This is a genomic window from Solibacillus sp. CAU 1738 (assembly GCF_039888725.1).
Taxonomy (GTDB): domain Bacteria; phylum Bacillota; class Bacilli; order Bacillales_A; family Planococcaceae; genus Metasolibacillus.
The window spans coordinates 558,223-574,090 of sequence record NZ_JBDQQN010000002.1 but is presented as its reverse complement, the minus strand read 5'-3'; the positions used below and the strand labels follow the sequence as shown (position 1 = coordinate 574,090).

Here is a 15,868-nt window from a genome sequence, read left to right as displayed (position 1 = left end):
AGGGGCTAATCGATGCTAGTACAAAACAAAGGTAATCACTCATATACAGCTAATGAATTAACTCTAAATCCAGGTACAAATGATGTGGATGGTGCAGAATTTGAAAAATTTCTAGCCCATCCATTAATGGCGCACCTTGATAAGCAAGGTGAATTTGAGTATGAAAAAGAAGAAAAACCACTGAACGCTAAAGATTTAATAGCTATGATCAACGATGCTTTTGATATTGATATGCTTGAAAAGCTGAAAGAAGGCGAAGAGCGTAAATCAGTACTTGAAGCAATCGATAAACGCATTGAAGAGTTGGCTAATCCCGCAAAATAGGAGGGATTCACATGTTATTAACGTCAATTGAGCGTATTAGAATGCTTAGCGATGAATTTACACCTATTTCGGATGAACGATTAACAATGTACATTGAGGATGCTTCGCTTGAAGTGTCCTCTTTGTCTGTACCAGAAACCTATCACGAAAGATTAACGCGCTATTTAGCTGCTCATTTAGCCACTTTAAGCATTACTAAGGACCAGACAGTTATTCGAGAAAAATTAGATGTTATTGAACGTGAGTACAGTGATCCAAATAATAAGATTGGTTTACTGGCAACAAAATACGGTCAAGAATATCAACGAATACTAGATGAATTAGAAGAGAAATTTGCATCAAAAAAATCCATTAATTTGTTGGTGATGTGATATGGGTGTGAAAATTAGAAATGTTAGTCGTATGAAGCAAATAAGATCTAATGTTAAAGCTTTAAGCCATCTTGCTGTAGAAGTTGGCGTATTCGGTAGTGACGACGCTTTTTACGCAATGATTGCAGGTGTGCATGAGTACGGTATAACTATCCGAAAAGAAAAGGGTAGTATCGTGATACCAGAGCGCTCGTTTTTACGTTCTACATTCGATGAAAAGCAAAGTGTATGGTTAGAATTCGTTCGTAAACGCATCCCGAGTTTAGTAGATGGCCAAATGGATGCTCGTCAATTATTAGAGCTGTTAGGGACAAAAATGGTCAGTGATATCCAAAAGAAAATCAAAGACCTAGACGACCCACCAAATGCACCGTCAACAATTGCGCAAAAAGGCTCTAGTAGCCCATTAATTGACACTGGCGGACTACGTAAACGAATCACTTACAAGGTGGTGTCTGTGTAATGCCTGAATTGATGATATTTAAACCTGTTATCGACGAACAAGGTGTACCATTTATAGCTCATTTGAGCAAAGAAGGAGCTTATGTTGATGGTGAATGGTTGGAAGGTACAAAAGGTGATAAAGGGTGCATTGGTGTTATTTTACCACTTGCAGTCGGTTCTAAAAGTGTCGGGGAATCCTTGACGTATGCAGAAAATGGCGTGTACTCATTGAAAGATAAAAAATTGTTAACTACTGAGTCATTACCCACCGGTACCATAATCACGTACAAAGATTTCTCTTACACGATACAGGACTTTAAAGATTTATCCGATTACACTGACGTTAATATTTATTTAGCGAGGTACAGAGGAAAATGAACCTTATTAAAGCTATACGAACTAAAATTGCAACTGATGAAAGGTTAACGGTCATTCGCGCTGATCAAACAGGGGAGTTACCAGATTTACCTTATGCTACGTATAAGGTTATTAGTGACAAAAAAGGCGCTGGTCGTGAAAATGTTGAGCATATCGACCAAACGGATGCTCTGATTGAACAACGCTCACAAGAACGTAATGCCACAATTTCATTTAATGTATATGGGACTTCGCATGATAACGCTTGTGAGCAAGCTAAACAGCTTCGTAAGTGGTTTGAATGGCGAGGTTCTTTGTTTTTAGATGAATTAAATGTTGCTATCATACCTGTTTCAGAAGTGAAAAATCGTACAACTTTTTTAATTGATTCTTACGATGAAAAATGGGGTTTTGATGTGATTATTCGCTATAACGATAGTGATCAATATGAAATTGACTACTTCGATAAAGTGGAAATTAATGTAGAAATAGAAAAGGAGTGATGGAATGTCACGTTTTGTAGAAGTGGACATTACGCGCGAGACAAAACCTGTCAGTCAAAAGGGTTTCGGCACAATTTTAATGCTCGCTACAAATAAAGAGCTACCTTATACAGTTTATAGGGAGCTCACAGATGTAGCAAAGGACTTCCCAGCAACAACTCGTGAATACAAATTGGCAAATCGACTATTTGGACAGTCACCGAAAGTATCAGAAATTGCTTGTGTAGGTATCTCTTATATTTCTGGTACAGATGATGTAGTTGCTCTTGTATCAACGTTAAACAATACAGTAGTGACTAATAACGATTGGTTCTATTTAACTTGTGTAGAAAACGGGGATATCGAGATTAAAGCACTTGCTGAGTGGATGTCATCACAAGAAAAAATTTACGGGGTTACTACACCAAATGTTGCTCTGGTACAAGAATTGAAGGGGATGTATGAGAATACTTATTTTTCTGTACATGATGATTTAGAGGCGTTCCACGCTGAAGGGTTACTTGCTTACGGAGCACCACAAGAAATAGGGTCCTACGATTTTGCTCATAAACAAATTAACGGCGTGGGTGCTGCTCGTCTTTCGAATGCTGAAATTAACGCTGTTAAAGAAGCAAATGCGACAACAGCAGTTAATGAAATGGGGCTTATTGTGAATTTAACAGGTAAAGGTTGCGGTGGTGATTACATTGACGTGATTCAAGCGGACTATTTCTTGCGTGCAAGATTGCGAGAAGATGTATTCCAGCATCTAGCTACTGTAAAGAAAACACCATATACAGACCCTGGTATTGCACAAATAGTAGCGGTAGCTGATACAAGATTTAAATCAGCTTATAGTCAAGGGATCATTGCTGATGACGAAAACGAGGAGCCAGATTATTATATCGAATTCCCACGTCGAAAAGACATTCCGAAAAACGACCGAGCAAACCGAATTTTACGAGGCATTAAATTCCGTGCTGTAATTGCGGGTGCGGTTGAAAACGTTGAAATATCAGGTGTATTAACTGTTTAAGGAGGGAAAAAAGTATGGGAGTACACAATTTTAAAAATACGCAAGTAATTGTAAATAATGCAATTATGACAGGCTTTGCAGATGGAGATGCAATCCAATCTGAATCGAATGAAGACAAGTGGACTCAAACTGTCGGGGCAGGTGGCGATGTCACATATAACGAATCGAATAACGATACTGGGTTAGTTACATTGACGTTAAAACCGTCATCTAGCTCTATTCCTGTATTAAAGGCTCTTTACAAAAGTAGAGAGCCTTTTAATGTGCTTATTCATGACACAGAAAACAATGTACGTGTGACAGGTGAAAACTGTCGTATTCAAAAATGGCCTGCATTTACTCGTGCCGAGGAAGAATCAGGCGTTGAAATTCCAATTCTAGTTGCTAAATATAAGGAGGACTAAACAATGGCATTTACACCTAAACAAAAACCTTTTGAATCAAAAGAAGGAAACAAATACACATTCCAAAATGTCGCAAACAGTATACAAGCGGAGATTATTGATAAAGGCACAGATTTTAACGGTAAAGTGTTAAACGCTAAAATGATGCCATTAATGCTTGAACATGTAGTAGTAGATCCACAAGGCTTAACAATGGATGATTTTGATAATTGGGGCGAGCTTGAAGAAGTAACAAACGCTGCCTTCACCTTTCTTCGAACAAGAGTATAAAAAATACATGAGGACAGGGGTGCAAAGCATTCCTGCTCCACTTCGTTCTGAGGTAGATAAAGATCTAACACCTTATGTTGTCGCGCATCATTATAGTTTAGATCCAGATACTGTACGTTCATGGGATAACGATTCAATTATGAAAGCTTTGTATGCCCTTAAAAAGATAGGGGTGATTAAGTGAGTAGTATGCGCGATATGTTTGTTGGTATTTACTTTCAAGACGAAGCTTCGAAAGCTATCGATAAAATCGATAAAAAGATGGACGAAGCCGAACGTGCCATTATTGGCATGGGGAATGAAGTGGATCTTACCCAAAAAAGCATCGGCAAGATGGGTAATGCCGGTATTAAAGCGGGTAAAGAAATTGGTATCGGCATGAAAAATGCAGATGATGGTGCTGAAAATTTACAAAAAGAAGTTAAACGAATCGGTGACAGCCTTGACGGATTAAAAAGTAAAGCGAAAAGAATGGTTGGCTTTATCGGTGGCGTATTCGCTGCTCATAAAATTAAAGATTTCGGCTTAAGTGCAATTGAAGAAGCAGCTGGGTTTCAAGCGATGCAAGCCCAATTTGACCAAGTATTCGACAACTTAAATGATTCGGCTACTACAAATTTAAATGCAATTGCTAAGGAAACGGGTATAATACCAGAACGATTAAAGGGAAGTTTTACTCAAATAGCTGCATTCGCGAAAACAACAGGTGTAGATACAGCGGCAGCACTCTCTTTAACTGAACGTGCTACTTTAGCAGCTGCAGATAGCGCTGCTTTCTATGATCGTTCTATCGAAAATGTCGCTGATAACTTACAGTCATTTTTAAAAGGTAACTTCGAAAATGATGCTGCATTAGGTATTTCTGCGACTGAAACGACTAGAAATACGAAAGCAAATGAACTGTATGGTAAATCATTTAAAAAATTAAGCGAAGCAGAAAAACAGTTGACTTTACTCGCGATGGTTGAGGATGGAAATAAATTATCTGGTGCATTAGGTCAAGCAGCCCGTGAATCAGATGCTTTCGAAAACCAATTAGGTAATATTAAGATGTCCTGGACTAAATTAAAAGCTAAAATAGGTGGTCCTTTACTTCAACCATTCGTGGGCTCAATGCAATCTGCATCGCAATGGATAGAAAATCTTGATACTGATAAGTTAATTGGGAAAATTGACCGTACCGTAGAGGGTTTTGGTGCAGTAAAAGATACTGTGATGTCTCTCGTTTACGATACTGGTGAAGTATCGGATATTTGGCAAAACTTCGGTTTATCCAAAGAAACAAGTGATAATATAGCTGATGTTTCTGATATGTTACGAACTACTTTTGTTAAAGGTGTAGGAATTGCAGAAACAGCCTGGGGTGGATTTAAAGAGGGATTAAATTGGGCAATCGAAAATAAATCTCTAATGATATCAGTTGTAACAGGTTTAGCTGCTAGCTTTGTAACATTAAAGGTTATTAATACTGTTAGAACTGCAATGGATTTGTATAAAGGAAGTGCTATAGTTTCAACTATTGCTACACAGGGTTTTAATGCTGCATTACGAGCAAACCCCATTGGAATAGTTGTTACCGCAATTGGTTTACTTGTAGCTGGTGGCGTAATGTTGTATCAAAACTGGGATACTGTTACGGCTAAAACCAATGAATTGTGGGGCGCTATAGGCGGGTTAGAAGGTGCAATGCGAATTATATTTGGTCCAATTGGCATTCTAATCGGTGCAGCTGTTGATTTATCGAAGAATTGGGATAACACGAAATCTGTGTGGGGAAATGTTTGGAGTGCTATTCAGCGTTCTGCTGCAGAGTCCATTAACAGTGTTATTGGTCTTATCAACGAAATGATTGGTGTAATCAATAAAATACCGGGCGTTAATATTCCAATTGTAGCGAAAGTTGATTGGGGTCAAGCTGAAGCACCTCCTTCTCAAGGTTCGACTGGAATTAGCAACGCCGATGGTTCACATGCTACGGGGCTCGAAAATGTACCATTTGATGGTTACATGGCTGAACTGCATAAGAATGAAGCAGTATTAACAGCAGGACAGTCTAATGCTTTACGAAGAGCAGGTATTCTTCGACAATCCAATGGAGGTAAGCCAGAAGTAAATCTACCTCAAAGCCAATCGTCTGTAGCTGTTCAAACTGCTAATCCTGAAAGTAGCTCTACTTCAACAACAAATCATTACACTATTAGTATCACAATTCAAGCTGCATCAGATAAAGCGCAAGATATTAAGCGAGCAGTAAAAGAAGCTTTAAGTGATATTTTAGATGACGATTTGCAAACTATTTAGGAGGTGGTAGGGATGCCATATATTAAGGATGTTCTTATCGATGTTATTACAGATGTTAATATGTCCGAAAGTTCAACAACGACAGACCACGCGCTTGAGGATGGCGAACAGGTTACAGATCATGTGAAATCTGACCCTATCACCATTACTTTAAATGGTGTCATTTTAGATAATACTGAAGAAAAGGTTTTGAAGCTACGTGAATATCGAGAAAAAGGGATAGTCATTAATTATGATTATATGACCGAACTGAAACATGTTGTTATTACAAATTTCGGTCGTGATTATGCCGCTAATATTAAAAATGGTTTCGCTTTTTCTTTAACTTTAAAACAAATACAAACAGCAAAAGTTGCTAAATATGTGCCGGTAAAGTTAAAAAAACAGACGAAGCCTGTAACAAGTAAAGGAAGACAGCAATCAAAGAAAACGCAGAAGTCGAATAGTAATGAAACGCGCAAAAAATACACAAATACAAGATCGCCACAGAGAAGAGTAGTAAGTAATGGATGGGAGCTTACAGAATGAACGAATATATTGAAATATATAAAGATGAAATACCCTACTCATTTGAAATGGAGTTAGCTGGCGATGTATTCGAATTTGAAGTTAATTACAACGAGAGTCATGATTTTTTCACAGTTGATTTATTCAAAAATGGATTGGCGCTTGTGATTGGTGAGAAAATTATTTTAAATCGCGCGTTATTTCGTAATAGTGTTGATATTGATTTACCCAAAACTAAAATTATCCCAAAAGACCGTTCAGGAGAGGTGTCGCGTATCACATACGACAACTTCAATGAAACGGTCTTTTTGTATATAGGTGATGAAGATGAGTAATTTATATATGCGTACTAATACCTTTAAAACTGGTGGAGCAATAATGACAGATCCATTAAATATTGTTTTCTCTGTCCCCTTTGGTGACGATGCAGAAGTAGATGTTGTAGAAATAAAAGTATACAACCTGAAAGATTCGACTATTAACAGTATCGTCACTAATACAAAGGCTATCTTAAACGCTGGTTATATTGATGAAAATGGTGTGATTTTCGAAGGTGTGTTAAAGAAAAAGGAAACCAATTGGGAAGGGCTAGACAAAATCACGACATTTAAATGTATTGATTCCTCAGATGATTATACTAAGACTGTAATAAAGAAAACATACGCACGTAACACTAAGGCTTCTGTAATTTTAAAAGATTTAGCAAGTGCTGCAGGTTTGCAAATCGGTGACATAGATCTACCTATCGATTTTGTCTATCGTTCCGGCAAGGTACTAAACGGCAAAATTAAAGCACTTGTTGCTGAAATCGCTAAGGATTGTAAAGCGAAACTATATGTCAACAAAGGGGCAATTTTTGCGCGTGAACAAGCTAAAGGGACAAATTTAGGGCTTGATATATCAAAGGAAACTGGCCTTATTGATGAACCAGAAGAAATTGAAGAAGAAGTTAAAGACGAAAAAGGCTCGAAATTAAAAAATGATAAGAAAAAAATAAAAGGTTATAAAATAAAAGTATTGCTAAACCACGGTATTACTACAGATGTCATTATTAAATTGACATCTCGTAAAGTAAGCGGTGTTTTTCGTGTGACAAAAGGAGAGCATAAGTCAGATGGGAATGGGAGTAACACTTACTATACAGAGTGCGAGGTGGTGCCAGCATGAGTAGACGTACACCAAAAGCGAATATAACGGCTCAAATAGACGAAGCATTCGCAAATGTAGACACTTGTTTAATATGCGAAATATTAGAAGTGGATATGAATTTATTTAAAGCTGACGTACTGCCATTACATGATTCTGAAGCATCTCCTATTTTAGATGTTCCGATAGCATTTCATCAAACAGAGCAATTCGTCATTCAAATCCCTTATAAAAAAGGCGACAAAGTGCTTGTTGTATGTTCGCAAACTGATATTGATCCAATTCTATTCGGTGGTGGTGATGCTGCTAGTCGTTCTTTTAGTAGAGATGATGCACTGATTATTGGTGGAATAAATTATTTTACAACTCCCATTACAAATGAACATCCAGATGATGTAGCGATTGCTACTAAAGATTTTCAAACAAAAATTGTCTTAAAGGAAGATGGAGAAATTAATATTAAATCCTCAAAATTTAAAGTTGAGGCTGATAGCATCGAATTTATCGGCTCAACTATTACTGCTAATGGAGAGGATTTGACCACTGATTTAGTGTAGGAGGTCGAGATATGCATACACTTAAATATAACGATAATGGAGATTGGGTACTAAATGAGTTGGTGTATGGCGATGAGCAGCTCATTCAAAATTTAAAGCATTTATTTCGTCAGCGTGTAACAGAATGGTTATTTGATGAGCGACAAGGCTTCCGACATGAAGATGTTTGGAAAAAGAAGATTGAACGGCGGGCCTTTGTGCAAGCCATTCACGATTGCGCTTATCAGGAGCCACGTGTAGCAGAGGTCCTGTCTGTAGATTACGAGTACGAAAAGATTAAACGCTGTTTGAAACTAAAATTTAAAGCACGAACGTTAACGGGTAGCGAGATAGGAGTTGAATTCGATGTTAACACCAGCAGGCTTTAAGCGAAAGAGGGTGGCTGATTATTTGCCGATTTTACAAGAACAAGCGCGTGAACTATTTGGTGAAGATGCAGATTTATCGGACCGTACACCTCTTGGGAAATTACTTTATTTACAAGCCCAGCAACGAGCTGAAGACAACGAGGAGCTAGAGGCTGTATATAATTCTCGATTTGTCGATACATCTGAAGGTGCTGCTTTGGAAGCGAATGTAAAACGAGTAATTACTAAAAAAGGTTGGCGTAAAGCTAAAGGTGAAGTAATTGTAAATTTGAGCAAAGGTGCAAAGGTAAATCAAGGTGATTTATTTCGTACACCATACCACGTCTATTTTAAAGCGTTAGATACAATTGACGCTGTCGAAGAAGGTAACTATCGAGTAGGAGTTGAAGCACTTGATTATGGTGCAATTGGTAATGTAGAGCCTGGTGACATCTCTATAATTGTTAATCCACAAAGTGGCATCAATTTGGTAACGAATTCAGATGCTTTTTTTAATGGGCAAGATGAAGAGACAGATCCAGAATTACAGGACCGTTATTACTATTCCCTGGGAAAAGTCGGTGCTAGACGTGTAGAATCTATCGAGGCAAATGTACTCGATGAAGTCGAGGGAGTTCGTTCTGCTATCGCTATCGAAAATGATACAAATATTGTAGATGCTGATGGTAGACCACCGAACAGTGTAGAAACGGTTGTTCTTGGTGGTTTAGATGAAGATGTCGCGATGGCAATTTTCCGCAAAAAAGGTGGCGGTATTCGAGCTTACGGATCTACAGTATATTCTTTCACTGATAACCGTGGTATTACTCATGAAATCGGCTTTACTAGAGCAACGTCGATTGTTGTTTACGTAAGGGTGCATGTTAAAAAGAACAACCAGTATCCGTTAAGTGGAGATAAATTAGTTGTTGAACAAATAGTGAAATATATTGGTGGCACATACAATGGCACCCTATACAAAGGTGTGGGCATGAGTACAAATGTAATCTGCACTAAAGCAGAGGCGCGTGTATTATCCATTGAGGGTGTTGATGATGTCCGAGTTGAATTTTCGACAGATGGGGTTTCATATACGCCAAATAATGTAATTATCGCTTTTCCGGAAGTTGCAGAAACGGATGAATCCAAGATAGAGGTGATGAGCCTTGTCTAGTAAACGATTACAAACATTATTAGAACGAATGCCACATCAATTTACCCAAGCAGAAGAAAGCAATAACTATAAGCTTCTTAAGATTATTGCAGAAACCAGCGTCCAAAATCTAGCCATACAGCAAACCATTTTAAAATATTGGGATATAGACCAAGCAGAAGGCTACGGGCTTGATCGATTAGGAAAAGACGAAGGTATTTCTCGTGGTGGTTGGGATGATGACGAATATCGCAAAATGATTAAAATACAGTGCATTCTTAATCTTTCCGAGGGTGATATTGACACAATGAATCAAATTATGGATGCATACATGGACCACGATTTTATTGGATTTGAGGAAGGGTGGAAAGAGTTTGAGCCAGCAACATTGTTACTTAACATTCGAGCTTCAGCGAAAACAGTTCCAGATGTACTCATTAAACGAATGAAGACAGCAGGTGTTGGTATTTACATTTTTTTAAACGAAATAAATGATTTTTTGCAGTTACATGCCGGTACCTACACATGGCAACTTAGCAATAAAATCTGCGGCCGCTTTAAAACAGCTCAAACACACGGGGCACTAGGTAAAGAATTATTAAGTGTTAAGGATGCAGCATACGGCTTTATTTGCAATACTCGCATTTGTGGTCGATTTAGAGCAGGAGGTGCTAAAAATTGAATGAAATACAGCCTTTAATGATTGATTTGGTCCAACAGTTTTTAAGCAATACTGTTGCCAAAGCTAAGGTGACGATTGATGGTGTCGTATATGACAAAGAAATCTATCATACTAGCACGAAGCAGGGTCTAAGAAAATACGTAAAGCTATCAACAGAACAGGGCTTGGTTACACGTGCATCGTTAGTAGATAGCTATGGCAGAGAACTTTATGTGAAAACAATGAGCTACCAAAAAGGTGCGCAGGGGTATGTAATCGCATTTCCTCTGCAGCTCGAAGCGAAGGAAGTGAAAGTAAATGCGTAATTTGATAAATGGTGAAATACCATTTAATTTAAGGCAAAACCCATATGACCGCACGCAATGGCATGATGACATAACAGATCCTGTAACTGGTGAAGTAATCGAAGACGGTACACCTTTTATGTCAGAGTATGCAAACAATTTTGAGTGGGGTATATGGAATGCTTATCAATTCTTAATCGAAATGTATCGTCAATTAGAACGTATGCGTGTACAAATGGAACTTGACGGACGTGTACCAGGTAACAGCGGAACATTTGCTGACACATTAGATGGCAGTACAAACAAAATCATTTTAGACAAAGCCCAAACGGACATTACCGAAGCTATTGAAATTGGCGCTACATTATTAAAAGTTGCTAGTGTTGAAGGATTTACAGCATTTACACAAGTAACAATTTACGATGATGTATCAAATGAGGATGTAATGATTACAGCAGTTGGCGCAGATACAATCACTGTACAAGCTCTAACAAATGCATACAAAAAGGGCGGTAAAGTGGCTCGTAGTAATGTTGTGATTGATTTGGTTAATGCTGAAATGGGTGTTGGAGATTGGCAGATTTATAATGTTGAATTGGTGGAGGTGCTGTAATTGGTTAAATATTATTATGATAAATACAATGCAACCCCTCTTTATAGAACCGTTGCCGTAACTGGCCCTAAAGAATCTACTCCCCACCTCATGGGAACTGTTAGTTTTACAAACGGTAATTATAAAGACAACCCAATGGCATTTACAGTTACTAAAACTTCCAATATATCTGGTCTTATAGGTCAACCTTCTCCTGACCTATACTGTATGGTTTCGTCGACTAAAGCTATTAATACGAGCGGTGGACTAATTTACTCAACGGGAAACTATTGGTATAACGGTGAATCTTTGGAACTGAAATCATCAATATATAGCTATGCTAGGGGTTCTTTAGTTTCTAGTAATATTCAAGCAGAGGATGGTACGTACCCTGTAGATGGCAGACACACGGACGGTTATTGGTATGTGCGTAAAACAGCGGTTAACACCGCACCTACATGGAAAGCAATACCTACACAGTCTACTACGAAAAACGTAAACAAAACAGTTAACCTAGCAAGCTATGCAAGCGACGCAGATAGTAATACGTTAACGTACAGCGCAACGTCCAATAATACAGGGGTTGCTACGGTTACAGTGTCAGGTAGTATTTTGTCTATTAAAGGTATCGCAAAGGGTACAGCGACTATAACAGTAACTGCAAACGACGGAAAAGCAACGTCTAGTACAACATTTACGGTGAACGTTTCTAATACCGGTCCAACAGGCTCAACGATACCTACACAAAGCACAAAAAAGGATACAGCAGTTACTTTAAACCTCGCAAATTATTTTAGCGATATAGATGGTGACGCTCTATCTTTCACAGCTTCATCAAGTAGCCCATCTGTTGCTACTGCAAGTGTTTCAGGAAATACTTTGACGATTACAGGTAGGGCTATTGGAAGCACAACAATTACAGTTAACGCTTCAGATACTCAAACAACAGCTATACAGTCATTTACATTAAACGTTACAAATACAGCGCCAACTGTTTCTGTTTCGGTACCAACTAATAATGTAACGCTCTATGAAAATGACTTATTAAATCTGACTGGCTCCGCAGCAGATGTAAACGCTAATCAATCAGTCACAGTTTATGCTCAAGTAAATTTGGAACAACGAATTGTATTAGCAGTCGGTCTAAGCAACGCACCTATACCGTTTAACAAGCAATTAAAGTTTAAGGGTGGTCAGTTATATGATGGCGATGTAGCTATTACCAACAATCTAACCGATGGTGTACCACATACTTTAAAAATTTGGGCGCAGGACGGTGATGGTGGCCAATCAACTATTACCGAGCGGACATTTTACGTTGTGCCGAACCGTCCACCAATTTTAACAGTAGATACAGTACAACCAGGTGGCATTATCAACAAAGATAAGTTTACAATCAGCGGAGGTGCTAGTGATCCAGATGGCAACTCTGTAACAGCTGCATATAAAATCAACGGTGGAAATAGCGTTCCATTAGAAATCATTGAAGGTAAATGGGCTTTTGAAATCTCTCTTTTCCAGCTACTAGATGGTCTAAATACAATCGTTATTGAGCTTAGTGATAGTTATAATTTTAAAGTTTCAAAAATAATCAAACTAAATAAGAACGAAGTCAAAACGCCTATTTTGCATTCTGTTGCTCGTTATAAAATCGAGCCACCGAAGGGAACTGCAAAAGGCGTTTTATTGTGGATTCAGCGAGACGAGGGGCTTCAAATATCAACAGAGCTATCCATGACTCTAAAAGGTGAACAAGAATTATTTGTTCCACTTGTTGCAACAAACACAGCGCCAGTAAGTCAGGGGATTGTAGAAGATGAATTTTATCATGAAACATTGGAGCCAAAAGAAAATATCATTCTAAAAATTTCGATGTCACGATCCAGCACAACAGAAAGCAATAAAATTAATTTAATAAGTGGGGTGCTTGAGTAATGCAAAGAAGAAAGAGGTTGCCAACCGGTGAATTGGGCGAACTCGAAAAAGTAGGTTCAATACCCACAACAGAAGAACAAGTTGCAGAACTTGGCATGCAACTCACTCAAGAAAAGCTATCCAATATACAAAAGGATGTCATTATTAATGGATTAGGCTCTCAAGTGGCACAAATGAAAATAGAAATAATGGCGATGAAAGGTGGTGGGGCGTAATGGCATTCTGGAAGATGGCTTATAACTTGAAATGGGTAACAGCTGAACAATTGCGTTTAGCTGTTGTTACAGAGAGCAATCCTTATGGTGAAATCACTGCTGATGAGTACAAAGAAATTACAAAGCAAGAGTTTTAAATACAGCTTAGGCTAGCGTTATTTTTATTGTCAAATATCATTAGAGGAAATCATTCCCTTTTGTCGAATTAAGTAGATGAAAGGGAGGTAATAAAATTTGAGTAAAGTAAAATTAATAACGAACGAGCGTAATGAAGATTTCCAACAAGAAGTAAACGATTTTTTAGAAAGTATTACGGGTGAACAACTTATTAGTATTCAATATGCAACGACATCAACTGCAATTACTACACATACCGAATATGGCGTTTACCCAAGTGTTGAATATTCAGCACTAATTCATTATAAAGAGTAAAACAGTTAAAGCATCCTCGCACAAGGATGCTTTTCATATTTCTAAACGCCTCTATATTTACTTGTGAAATTTTCAAAAAGGATTTCCCTCACCAATGGCGAACATTGTCATAAAGGAGGGATTCTTGTGGATTTCGACGAAATAATCTTAGTAGTATCAGGACTTCACGAGGATGAATTACGAGAAAAATTACTTATCATCTTATCCACGTATGAACAGTCAAGTGATAATCAAGATAAGTTAGTACGCGAAGTGAAAAGTATTATTAGAGAGTTAAACTATAAACGATTGATTTATAAACCTTGAAACGTTGCTTATGCAGCGTTTTTTTATTGTTATTTTAAGAAGGGAATCCTTTCCTTTTGTCGAAAAGAGAGTAAGGGAAAGGAGAAAGTATTATTATGGCTAAAAAAAATTACAAAAAATCTGAGAAAAGAGAAGTTCGATATTCAGAATTAAACAATTATATTTATAACGAACAAGAAGATTTGATTTATACTCTTCCTGATGAGGAATTAAAAGAACTACAAAATGAAATAGAATGGCAACAACAAATGGCAAAAGAAGAAATTGATGAATTAAAAGACTTAATCGAATTAGGAGAATTAAAATATAGATATATTGAAGCATATATTCAATTAGGTAGAGAAACAATTGATACTGTCTCGTATTTTAATAAAATATTTGATTATAAACTTTCCACTCTTATTGCACCTAGAGGTTATTGGCATTCTGCCGAAGGAATTATACCAATTAAAGATATAATTTCTAATAAAAAATATAATAAGAATTGTAAAAAGTGGTTAGATGATTTTGAAGGATTTATAAAATATAATGAATATGATTTGAATCATCAGTTGATTTTGGTTGCGAATAAATATATTTTACCGCTTATAAAAGAGAAGAAACTAGAATTTGAAAATTAGTATTTTCGGCGAGTCATTGACTCATTTTTTGCCTTCCACATAACAGTGGAGGGCTTTTATTTTTGCATCATATTTGAGAGGCACACTACTCACTAATTGAAATTAAAGAAATTCATGAAGAATCAGGCTTTAGTATTGAAGCTACTTTTAGTAATAGTAGACCCACTCTAATTCAGAAGATTAAGCAGGAACTTAGTCAGATTAGTGGTGAGGTTAGATGATGAGGAATAATACGACCAAATAAAAAGCAAACAGAAATAAATCTGTTTGCACGAATAATTTAATTCTTGATACAAATTTCATAAAAAAGTCTTCCAAATGAAGTAGTATCCGCATAGGATCTATTGATTTTCGATTTACCCATTAAATTTGCTAACTCTATCGCATAAAGAGTCATTGGATGATTTTCGATATCTGTATACTGTTTATCATCAGCTATAGACCCATTTGCATTTAGATTAATTAAGCCTAACCGATTTAAATTTTCTAGATATGCATGTACTTTATTAGGATATTCACATTCTGCTTTAAATGCGATATCGGAGAAGTTCAGCATTATTGGAGAGTGAGTCGTACCATGACTTGCAACTACATTTATAGTAGGGATATGACGCCCTTTTGAATATCTTAAAATTTTAGCCTCATCTGAGGTGAGTTGTTTAATGATTTCCACATAAGAAGGATGAACACTGTCAGTTTTATCACTATTCATACTAGCGGCAATTAAATTGGCAAACATTTCTCGTAATTCTTCAGAATCTATATAGTATTTTGAAGCTTCTATTGCAGGACCGATAATGTGAAGGGAAGGCTCTGCTAATCTATCAGGTTGGATTTCAGCAATTTTTGTATTAACTTTTTCAACGTAATCCCGGTAATTCAATTCATGTTTAAATTCTTGCTTCTGTTTCCAAAGTTTAATGTAATTACTAAACGTAAGATCCCAAAGGTTAGCAATTGAATTACCAACGCTTTCAGCTACTGGTGACATGGCTTTATCTATGAATTTTGGTACGAGATTTATTTCTAAGCTCATTATTTTCACCCCCTTTCAAAATAAGTATAGGAGGTTGTGATTATGGAAACAATATACAGTCATCCTA

The 15,868-nt window shown here is 37.2% G+C and carries 26 protein-coding genes; 25 read left to right on the top strand and 1 reads right to left on the bottom strand.

What is annotated here, in order from left to right:
- Nucleotides 1-12: 12 nt before the first annotated feature.
- From AAFN87_RS08010 to AAFN87_RS07890, 25 genes are all read left to right on the top strand, one after another.
- Entirely contained in the window at nucleotides 13-324 is a 312-nt protein-coding gene (locus tag AAFN87_RS08010; RefSeq protein ID WP_347790518.1) for a hypothetical protein, read from the top strand.
- A gap of 11 nt (nucleotides 325-335) precedes the next feature.
- Nucleotides 336-695, top strand: coding sequence for a DUF4054 domain-containing protein (locus AAFN87_RS08005; RefSeq protein ID WP_347790517.1), 360 nt, complete (start codon nucleotides 336-338; stop codon nucleotides 693-695).
- 1 nt (nucleotide 696) lies between these two features.
- On the top strand, nucleotides 697-1,158 hold the full coding sequence (locus AAFN87_RS08000; protein ID WP_347790516.1) for a phage virion morphogenesis protein: 462 nt from the start codon (nucleotides 697-699) through the stop codon (nucleotides 1,156-1,158).
- On the top strand, nucleotides 1,158-1,517 hold the full coding sequence (locus tag AAFN87_RS07995; protein WP_347790515.1) for a hypothetical protein: 360 nt from the start codon (nucleotides 1,158-1,160) through the stop codon (nucleotides 1,515-1,517). Before AAFN87_RS08000 ends, AAFN87_RS07995 begins: the two co-directional genes overlap by 1 nt.
- Nucleotides 1,514-1,999, top strand: coding sequence for a phage neck terminator protein (locus AAFN87_RS07990; protein ID WP_347790514.1), 486 nt, complete (start codon nucleotides 1,514-1,516; stop codon nucleotides 1,997-1,999). The genes AAFN87_RS07995 and AAFN87_RS07990 overlap by 4 nt, the downstream gene beginning before the upstream one ends.
- A gap of 4 nt (nucleotides 2,000-2,003) precedes the next feature.
- On the top strand, nucleotides 2,004-3,014 hold the full coding sequence (locus AAFN87_RS07985; RefSeq protein WP_347790513.1) for a DUF3383 family protein: 1,011 nt from the start codon (nucleotides 2,004-2,006) through the stop codon (nucleotides 3,012-3,014).
- A gap of 14 nt (nucleotides 3,015-3,028) precedes the next feature.
- The gene (locus tag AAFN87_RS07980; protein ID WP_347790512.1) at nucleotides 3,029-3,418 is read left to right on the top strand and encodes a phage structural protein; all 390 of its coding nucleotides are present in this window, start codon (nucleotides 3,029-3,031) and stop codon (nucleotides 3,416-3,418) included.
- Nucleotides 3,419-3,421: 3 nt separating this feature from the next.
- Nucleotides 3,422-3,688, top strand: coding sequence for a hypothetical protein (locus AAFN87_RS07975; RefSeq protein ID WP_347790511.1), 267 nt, complete (start codon nucleotides 3,422-3,424; stop codon nucleotides 3,686-3,688).
- Nucleotides 3,689-3,695: 7 nt separating this feature from the next.
- Entirely contained in the window at nucleotides 3,696-3,872 is a 177-nt protein-coding gene (locus AAFN87_RS07970; RefSeq protein WP_347790510.1) for a hypothetical protein, read from the top strand.
- A complete protein-coding gene (locus tag AAFN87_RS07965) occupies nucleotides 3,869-5,989 on the top strand; it encodes a hypothetical protein (RefSeq protein WP_347790509.1) in 2,121 nt (706 codons plus the stop codon). The genes AAFN87_RS07970 and AAFN87_RS07965 overlap by 4 nt, the downstream gene beginning before the upstream one ends.
- A 12-nt stretch (nucleotides 5,990-6,001) precedes the next feature.
- Nucleotides 6,002-6,517 (top strand): phage baseplate protein, encoded by a 516-nt coding sequence (locus tag AAFN87_RS07960; protein WP_347790508.1) that lies wholly within the window; start codon nucleotides 6,002-6,004, stop codon nucleotides 6,515-6,517.
- The gene (locus tag AAFN87_RS07955; RefSeq protein WP_347790507.1) at nucleotides 6,514-6,831 is read left to right on the top strand and encodes a phage baseplate plug family protein; all 318 of its coding nucleotides are present in this window, start codon (nucleotides 6,514-6,516) and stop codon (nucleotides 6,829-6,831) included. Before AAFN87_RS07960 ends, AAFN87_RS07955 begins: the two co-directional genes overlap by 4 nt.
- Nucleotides 6,824-7,663 carry a phage protein gene (locus tag AAFN87_RS07950; protein WP_347790506.1) on the top strand — a complete coding sequence of 280 codons (840 nt, stop codon included), beginning with the start codon at nucleotides 6,824-6,826 and terminating at the stop codon, nucleotides 7,661-7,663. The genes AAFN87_RS07955 and AAFN87_RS07950 overlap by 8 nt, the downstream gene beginning before the upstream one ends.
- Nucleotides 7,660-8,199, top strand: coding sequence for a Gp138 family membrane-puncturing spike protein (locus tag AAFN87_RS07945; protein WP_347790505.1), 540 nt, complete (start codon nucleotides 7,660-7,662; stop codon nucleotides 8,197-8,199). The genes AAFN87_RS07950 and AAFN87_RS07945 overlap by 4 nt, the downstream gene beginning before the upstream one ends.
- Before the next feature lie 11 nt (nucleotides 8,200-8,210).
- Nucleotides 8,211-8,567: a contractile injection system sheath initiator gene (locus AAFN87_RS07940; protein ID WP_347790504.1), complete on the top strand. Its 357-nt coding sequence runs from the start codon at nucleotides 8,211-8,213 to the stop codon at nucleotides 8,565-8,567.
- On the top strand, nucleotides 8,545-9,720 hold the full coding sequence (locus AAFN87_RS07935) for a baseplate J/gp47 family protein (protein ID WP_347790503.1): 1,176 nt from the start codon (nucleotides 8,545-8,547) through the stop codon (nucleotides 9,718-9,720). Before AAFN87_RS07940 ends, AAFN87_RS07935 begins: the two co-directional genes overlap by 23 nt.
- Nucleotides 9,713-10,381: a hypothetical protein gene (locus AAFN87_RS07930; protein WP_347790502.1), complete on the top strand. Its 669-nt coding sequence runs from the start codon at nucleotides 9,713-9,715 to the stop codon at nucleotides 10,379-10,381. Before AAFN87_RS07935 ends, AAFN87_RS07930 begins: the two co-directional genes overlap by 8 nt.
- Nucleotides 10,378-10,686 carry a hypothetical protein gene (locus tag AAFN87_RS07925; RefSeq protein WP_347790501.1) on the top strand — a complete coding sequence of 103 codons (309 nt, stop codon included), beginning with the start codon at nucleotides 10,378-10,380 and terminating at the stop codon, nucleotides 10,684-10,686. The genes AAFN87_RS07930 and AAFN87_RS07925 overlap by 4 nt, the downstream gene beginning before the upstream one ends.
- Nucleotides 10,679-11,278 (top strand): hypothetical protein, encoded by a 600-nt coding sequence (locus AAFN87_RS07920; protein ID WP_347790500.1) that lies wholly within the window; start codon nucleotides 10,679-10,681, stop codon nucleotides 11,276-11,278. The genes AAFN87_RS07925 and AAFN87_RS07920 overlap by 8 nt, the downstream gene beginning before the upstream one ends.
- Nucleotides 11,279-13,192, top strand: a complete 1,914-nt coding sequence (locus AAFN87_RS07915) for a hypothetical protein (RefSeq protein WP_347790499.1) — start codon at nucleotides 11,279-11,281, stop codon at nucleotides 13,190-13,192.
- On the top strand, nucleotides 13,192-13,407 hold the full coding sequence (locus AAFN87_RS07910) for an XkdW family protein (protein ID WP_347790498.1): 216 nt from the start codon (nucleotides 13,192-13,194) through the stop codon (nucleotides 13,405-13,407). Before AAFN87_RS07915 ends, AAFN87_RS07910 begins: the two co-directional genes overlap by 1 nt.
- Nucleotides 13,407-13,544, top strand: coding sequence for an XkdX family protein (locus AAFN87_RS07905; protein WP_347790497.1), 138 nt, complete (start codon nucleotides 13,407-13,409; stop codon nucleotides 13,542-13,544). Before AAFN87_RS07910 ends, AAFN87_RS07905 begins: the two co-directional genes overlap by 1 nt.
- Before the next feature lie 97 nt (nucleotides 13,545-13,641).
- Complete coding sequence (locus tag AAFN87_RS07900; protein ID WP_347790496.1) at nucleotides 13,642-13,839, top strand: sporulation protein Cse60; 198 nt, start codon at nucleotides 13,642-13,644, stop codon at nucleotides 13,837-13,839.
- A gap of 126 nt (nucleotides 13,840-13,965) precedes the next feature.
- On the top strand, nucleotides 13,966-14,145 hold the full coding sequence (locus AAFN87_RS07895) for a hypothetical protein (RefSeq protein WP_347790495.1): 180 nt from the start codon (nucleotides 13,966-13,968) through the stop codon (nucleotides 14,143-14,145).
- A gap of 95 nt (nucleotides 14,146-14,240) precedes the next feature.
- Nucleotides 14,241-14,765, top strand: a complete 525-nt coding sequence (locus tag AAFN87_RS07890; RefSeq protein WP_347790494.1) for a hypothetical protein — start codon at nucleotides 14,241-14,243, stop codon at nucleotides 14,763-14,765.
- 280 nt (nucleotides 14,766-15,045) lie between these two features.
- Here the strand turns inward: AAFN87_RS07890 and AAFN87_RS07885 are convergent, their stop codons facing one another.
- A complete protein-coding gene (locus AAFN87_RS07885) occupies nucleotides 15,046-15,801 on the bottom strand; it encodes a DUF4393 domain-containing protein (RefSeq protein WP_347790493.1) in 756 nt (251 codons plus the stop codon).
- Nucleotides 15,802-15,868 lie beyond the last annotated feature (67 nt).

Excerpts from the sequence above, each read along its gene's own strand:
- AAFN87_RS08010 (WP_347790518.1), top strand. The coding sequence starts at position 13 with ATGCTAGTACAAAACAAAGGTAATCACTCATATACAGCTAATGAATTA.
- AAFN87_RS08005 (WP_347790517.1), top strand. The coding sequence starts at position 336 with ATGTTATTAACGTCAATTGAGCGTATTAGAATGCTTAGCGATGAATTT.
- AAFN87_RS08000 (WP_347790516.1), top strand. The coding sequence starts at position 697 with ATGGGTGTGAAAATTAGAAATGTTAGTCGTATGAAGCAAATAAGATCT.
- AAFN87_RS07995 (WP_347790515.1), top strand. The coding sequence starts at position 1,158 with ATGCCTGAATTGATGATATTTAAACCTGTTATCGACGAACAAGGTGTA.
- AAFN87_RS07990 (WP_347790514.1), top strand. The coding sequence starts at position 1,514 with ATGAACCTTATTAAAGCTATACGAACTAAAATTGCAACTGATGAAAGG.
- AAFN87_RS07985 (WP_347790513.1), top strand. The coding sequence starts at position 2,004 with ATGTCACGTTTTGTAGAAGTGGACATTACGCGCGAGACAAAACCTGTC.
- AAFN87_RS07980 (WP_347790512.1), top strand. The coding sequence starts at position 3,029 with ATGGGAGTACACAATTTTAAAAATACGCAAGTAATTGTAAATAATGCA.
- AAFN87_RS07975 (WP_347790511.1), top strand. The coding sequence starts at position 3,422 with ATGGCATTTACACCTAAACAAAAACCTTTTGAATCAAAAGAAGGAAAC.
- AAFN87_RS07970 (WP_347790510.1), top strand. The coding sequence starts at position 3,696 with ATGAGGACAGGGGTGCAAAGCATTCCTGCTCCACTTCGTTCTGAGGTA.
- AAFN87_RS07960 (WP_347790508.1), top strand. The coding sequence starts at position 6,002 with ATGCCATATATTAAGGATGTTCTTATCGATGTTATTACAGATGTTAAT.
- AAFN87_RS07955 (WP_347790507.1), top strand. The coding sequence starts at position 6,514 with ATGAACGAATATATTGAAATATATAAAGATGAAATACCCTACTCATTT.
- AAFN87_RS07950 (WP_347790506.1), top strand. The coding sequence starts at position 6,824 with ATGAGTAATTTATATATGCGTACTAATACCTTTAAAACTGGTGGAGCA.
- AAFN87_RS07945 (WP_347790505.1), top strand. The coding sequence starts at position 7,660 with ATGAGTAGACGTACACCAAAAGCGAATATAACGGCTCAAATAGACGAA.
- AAFN87_RS07940 (WP_347790504.1), top strand. The coding sequence starts at position 8,211 with ATGCATACACTTAAATATAACGATAATGGAGATTGGGTACTAAATGAG.
- AAFN87_RS07935 (WP_347790503.1), top strand. The coding sequence starts at position 8,545 with ATGTTAACACCAGCAGGCTTTAAGCGAAAGAGGGTGGCTGATTATTTG.
- AAFN87_RS07920 (WP_347790500.1), top strand. The coding sequence starts at position 10,679 with ATGCGTAATTTGATAAATGGTGAAATACCATTTAATTTAAGGCAAAAC.
- AAFN87_RS07910 (WP_347790498.1), top strand. The coding sequence starts at position 13,192 with ATGCAAAGAAGAAAGAGGTTGCCAACCGGTGAATTGGGCGAACTCGAA.
- AAFN87_RS07905 (WP_347790497.1), top strand. The coding sequence starts at position 13,407 with ATGGCATTCTGGAAGATGGCTTATAACTTGAAATGGGTAACAGCTGAA.
- AAFN87_RS07890 (WP_347790494.1), top strand. The coding sequence starts at position 14,241 with ATGGCTAAAAAAAATTACAAAAAATCTGAGAAAAGAGAAGTTCGATAT.
- AAFN87_RS07885 (WP_347790493.1), bottom strand. The coding sequence starts at position 15,801 with ATGAGCTTAGAAATAAATCTCGTACCAAAATTCATAGATAAAGCCATG.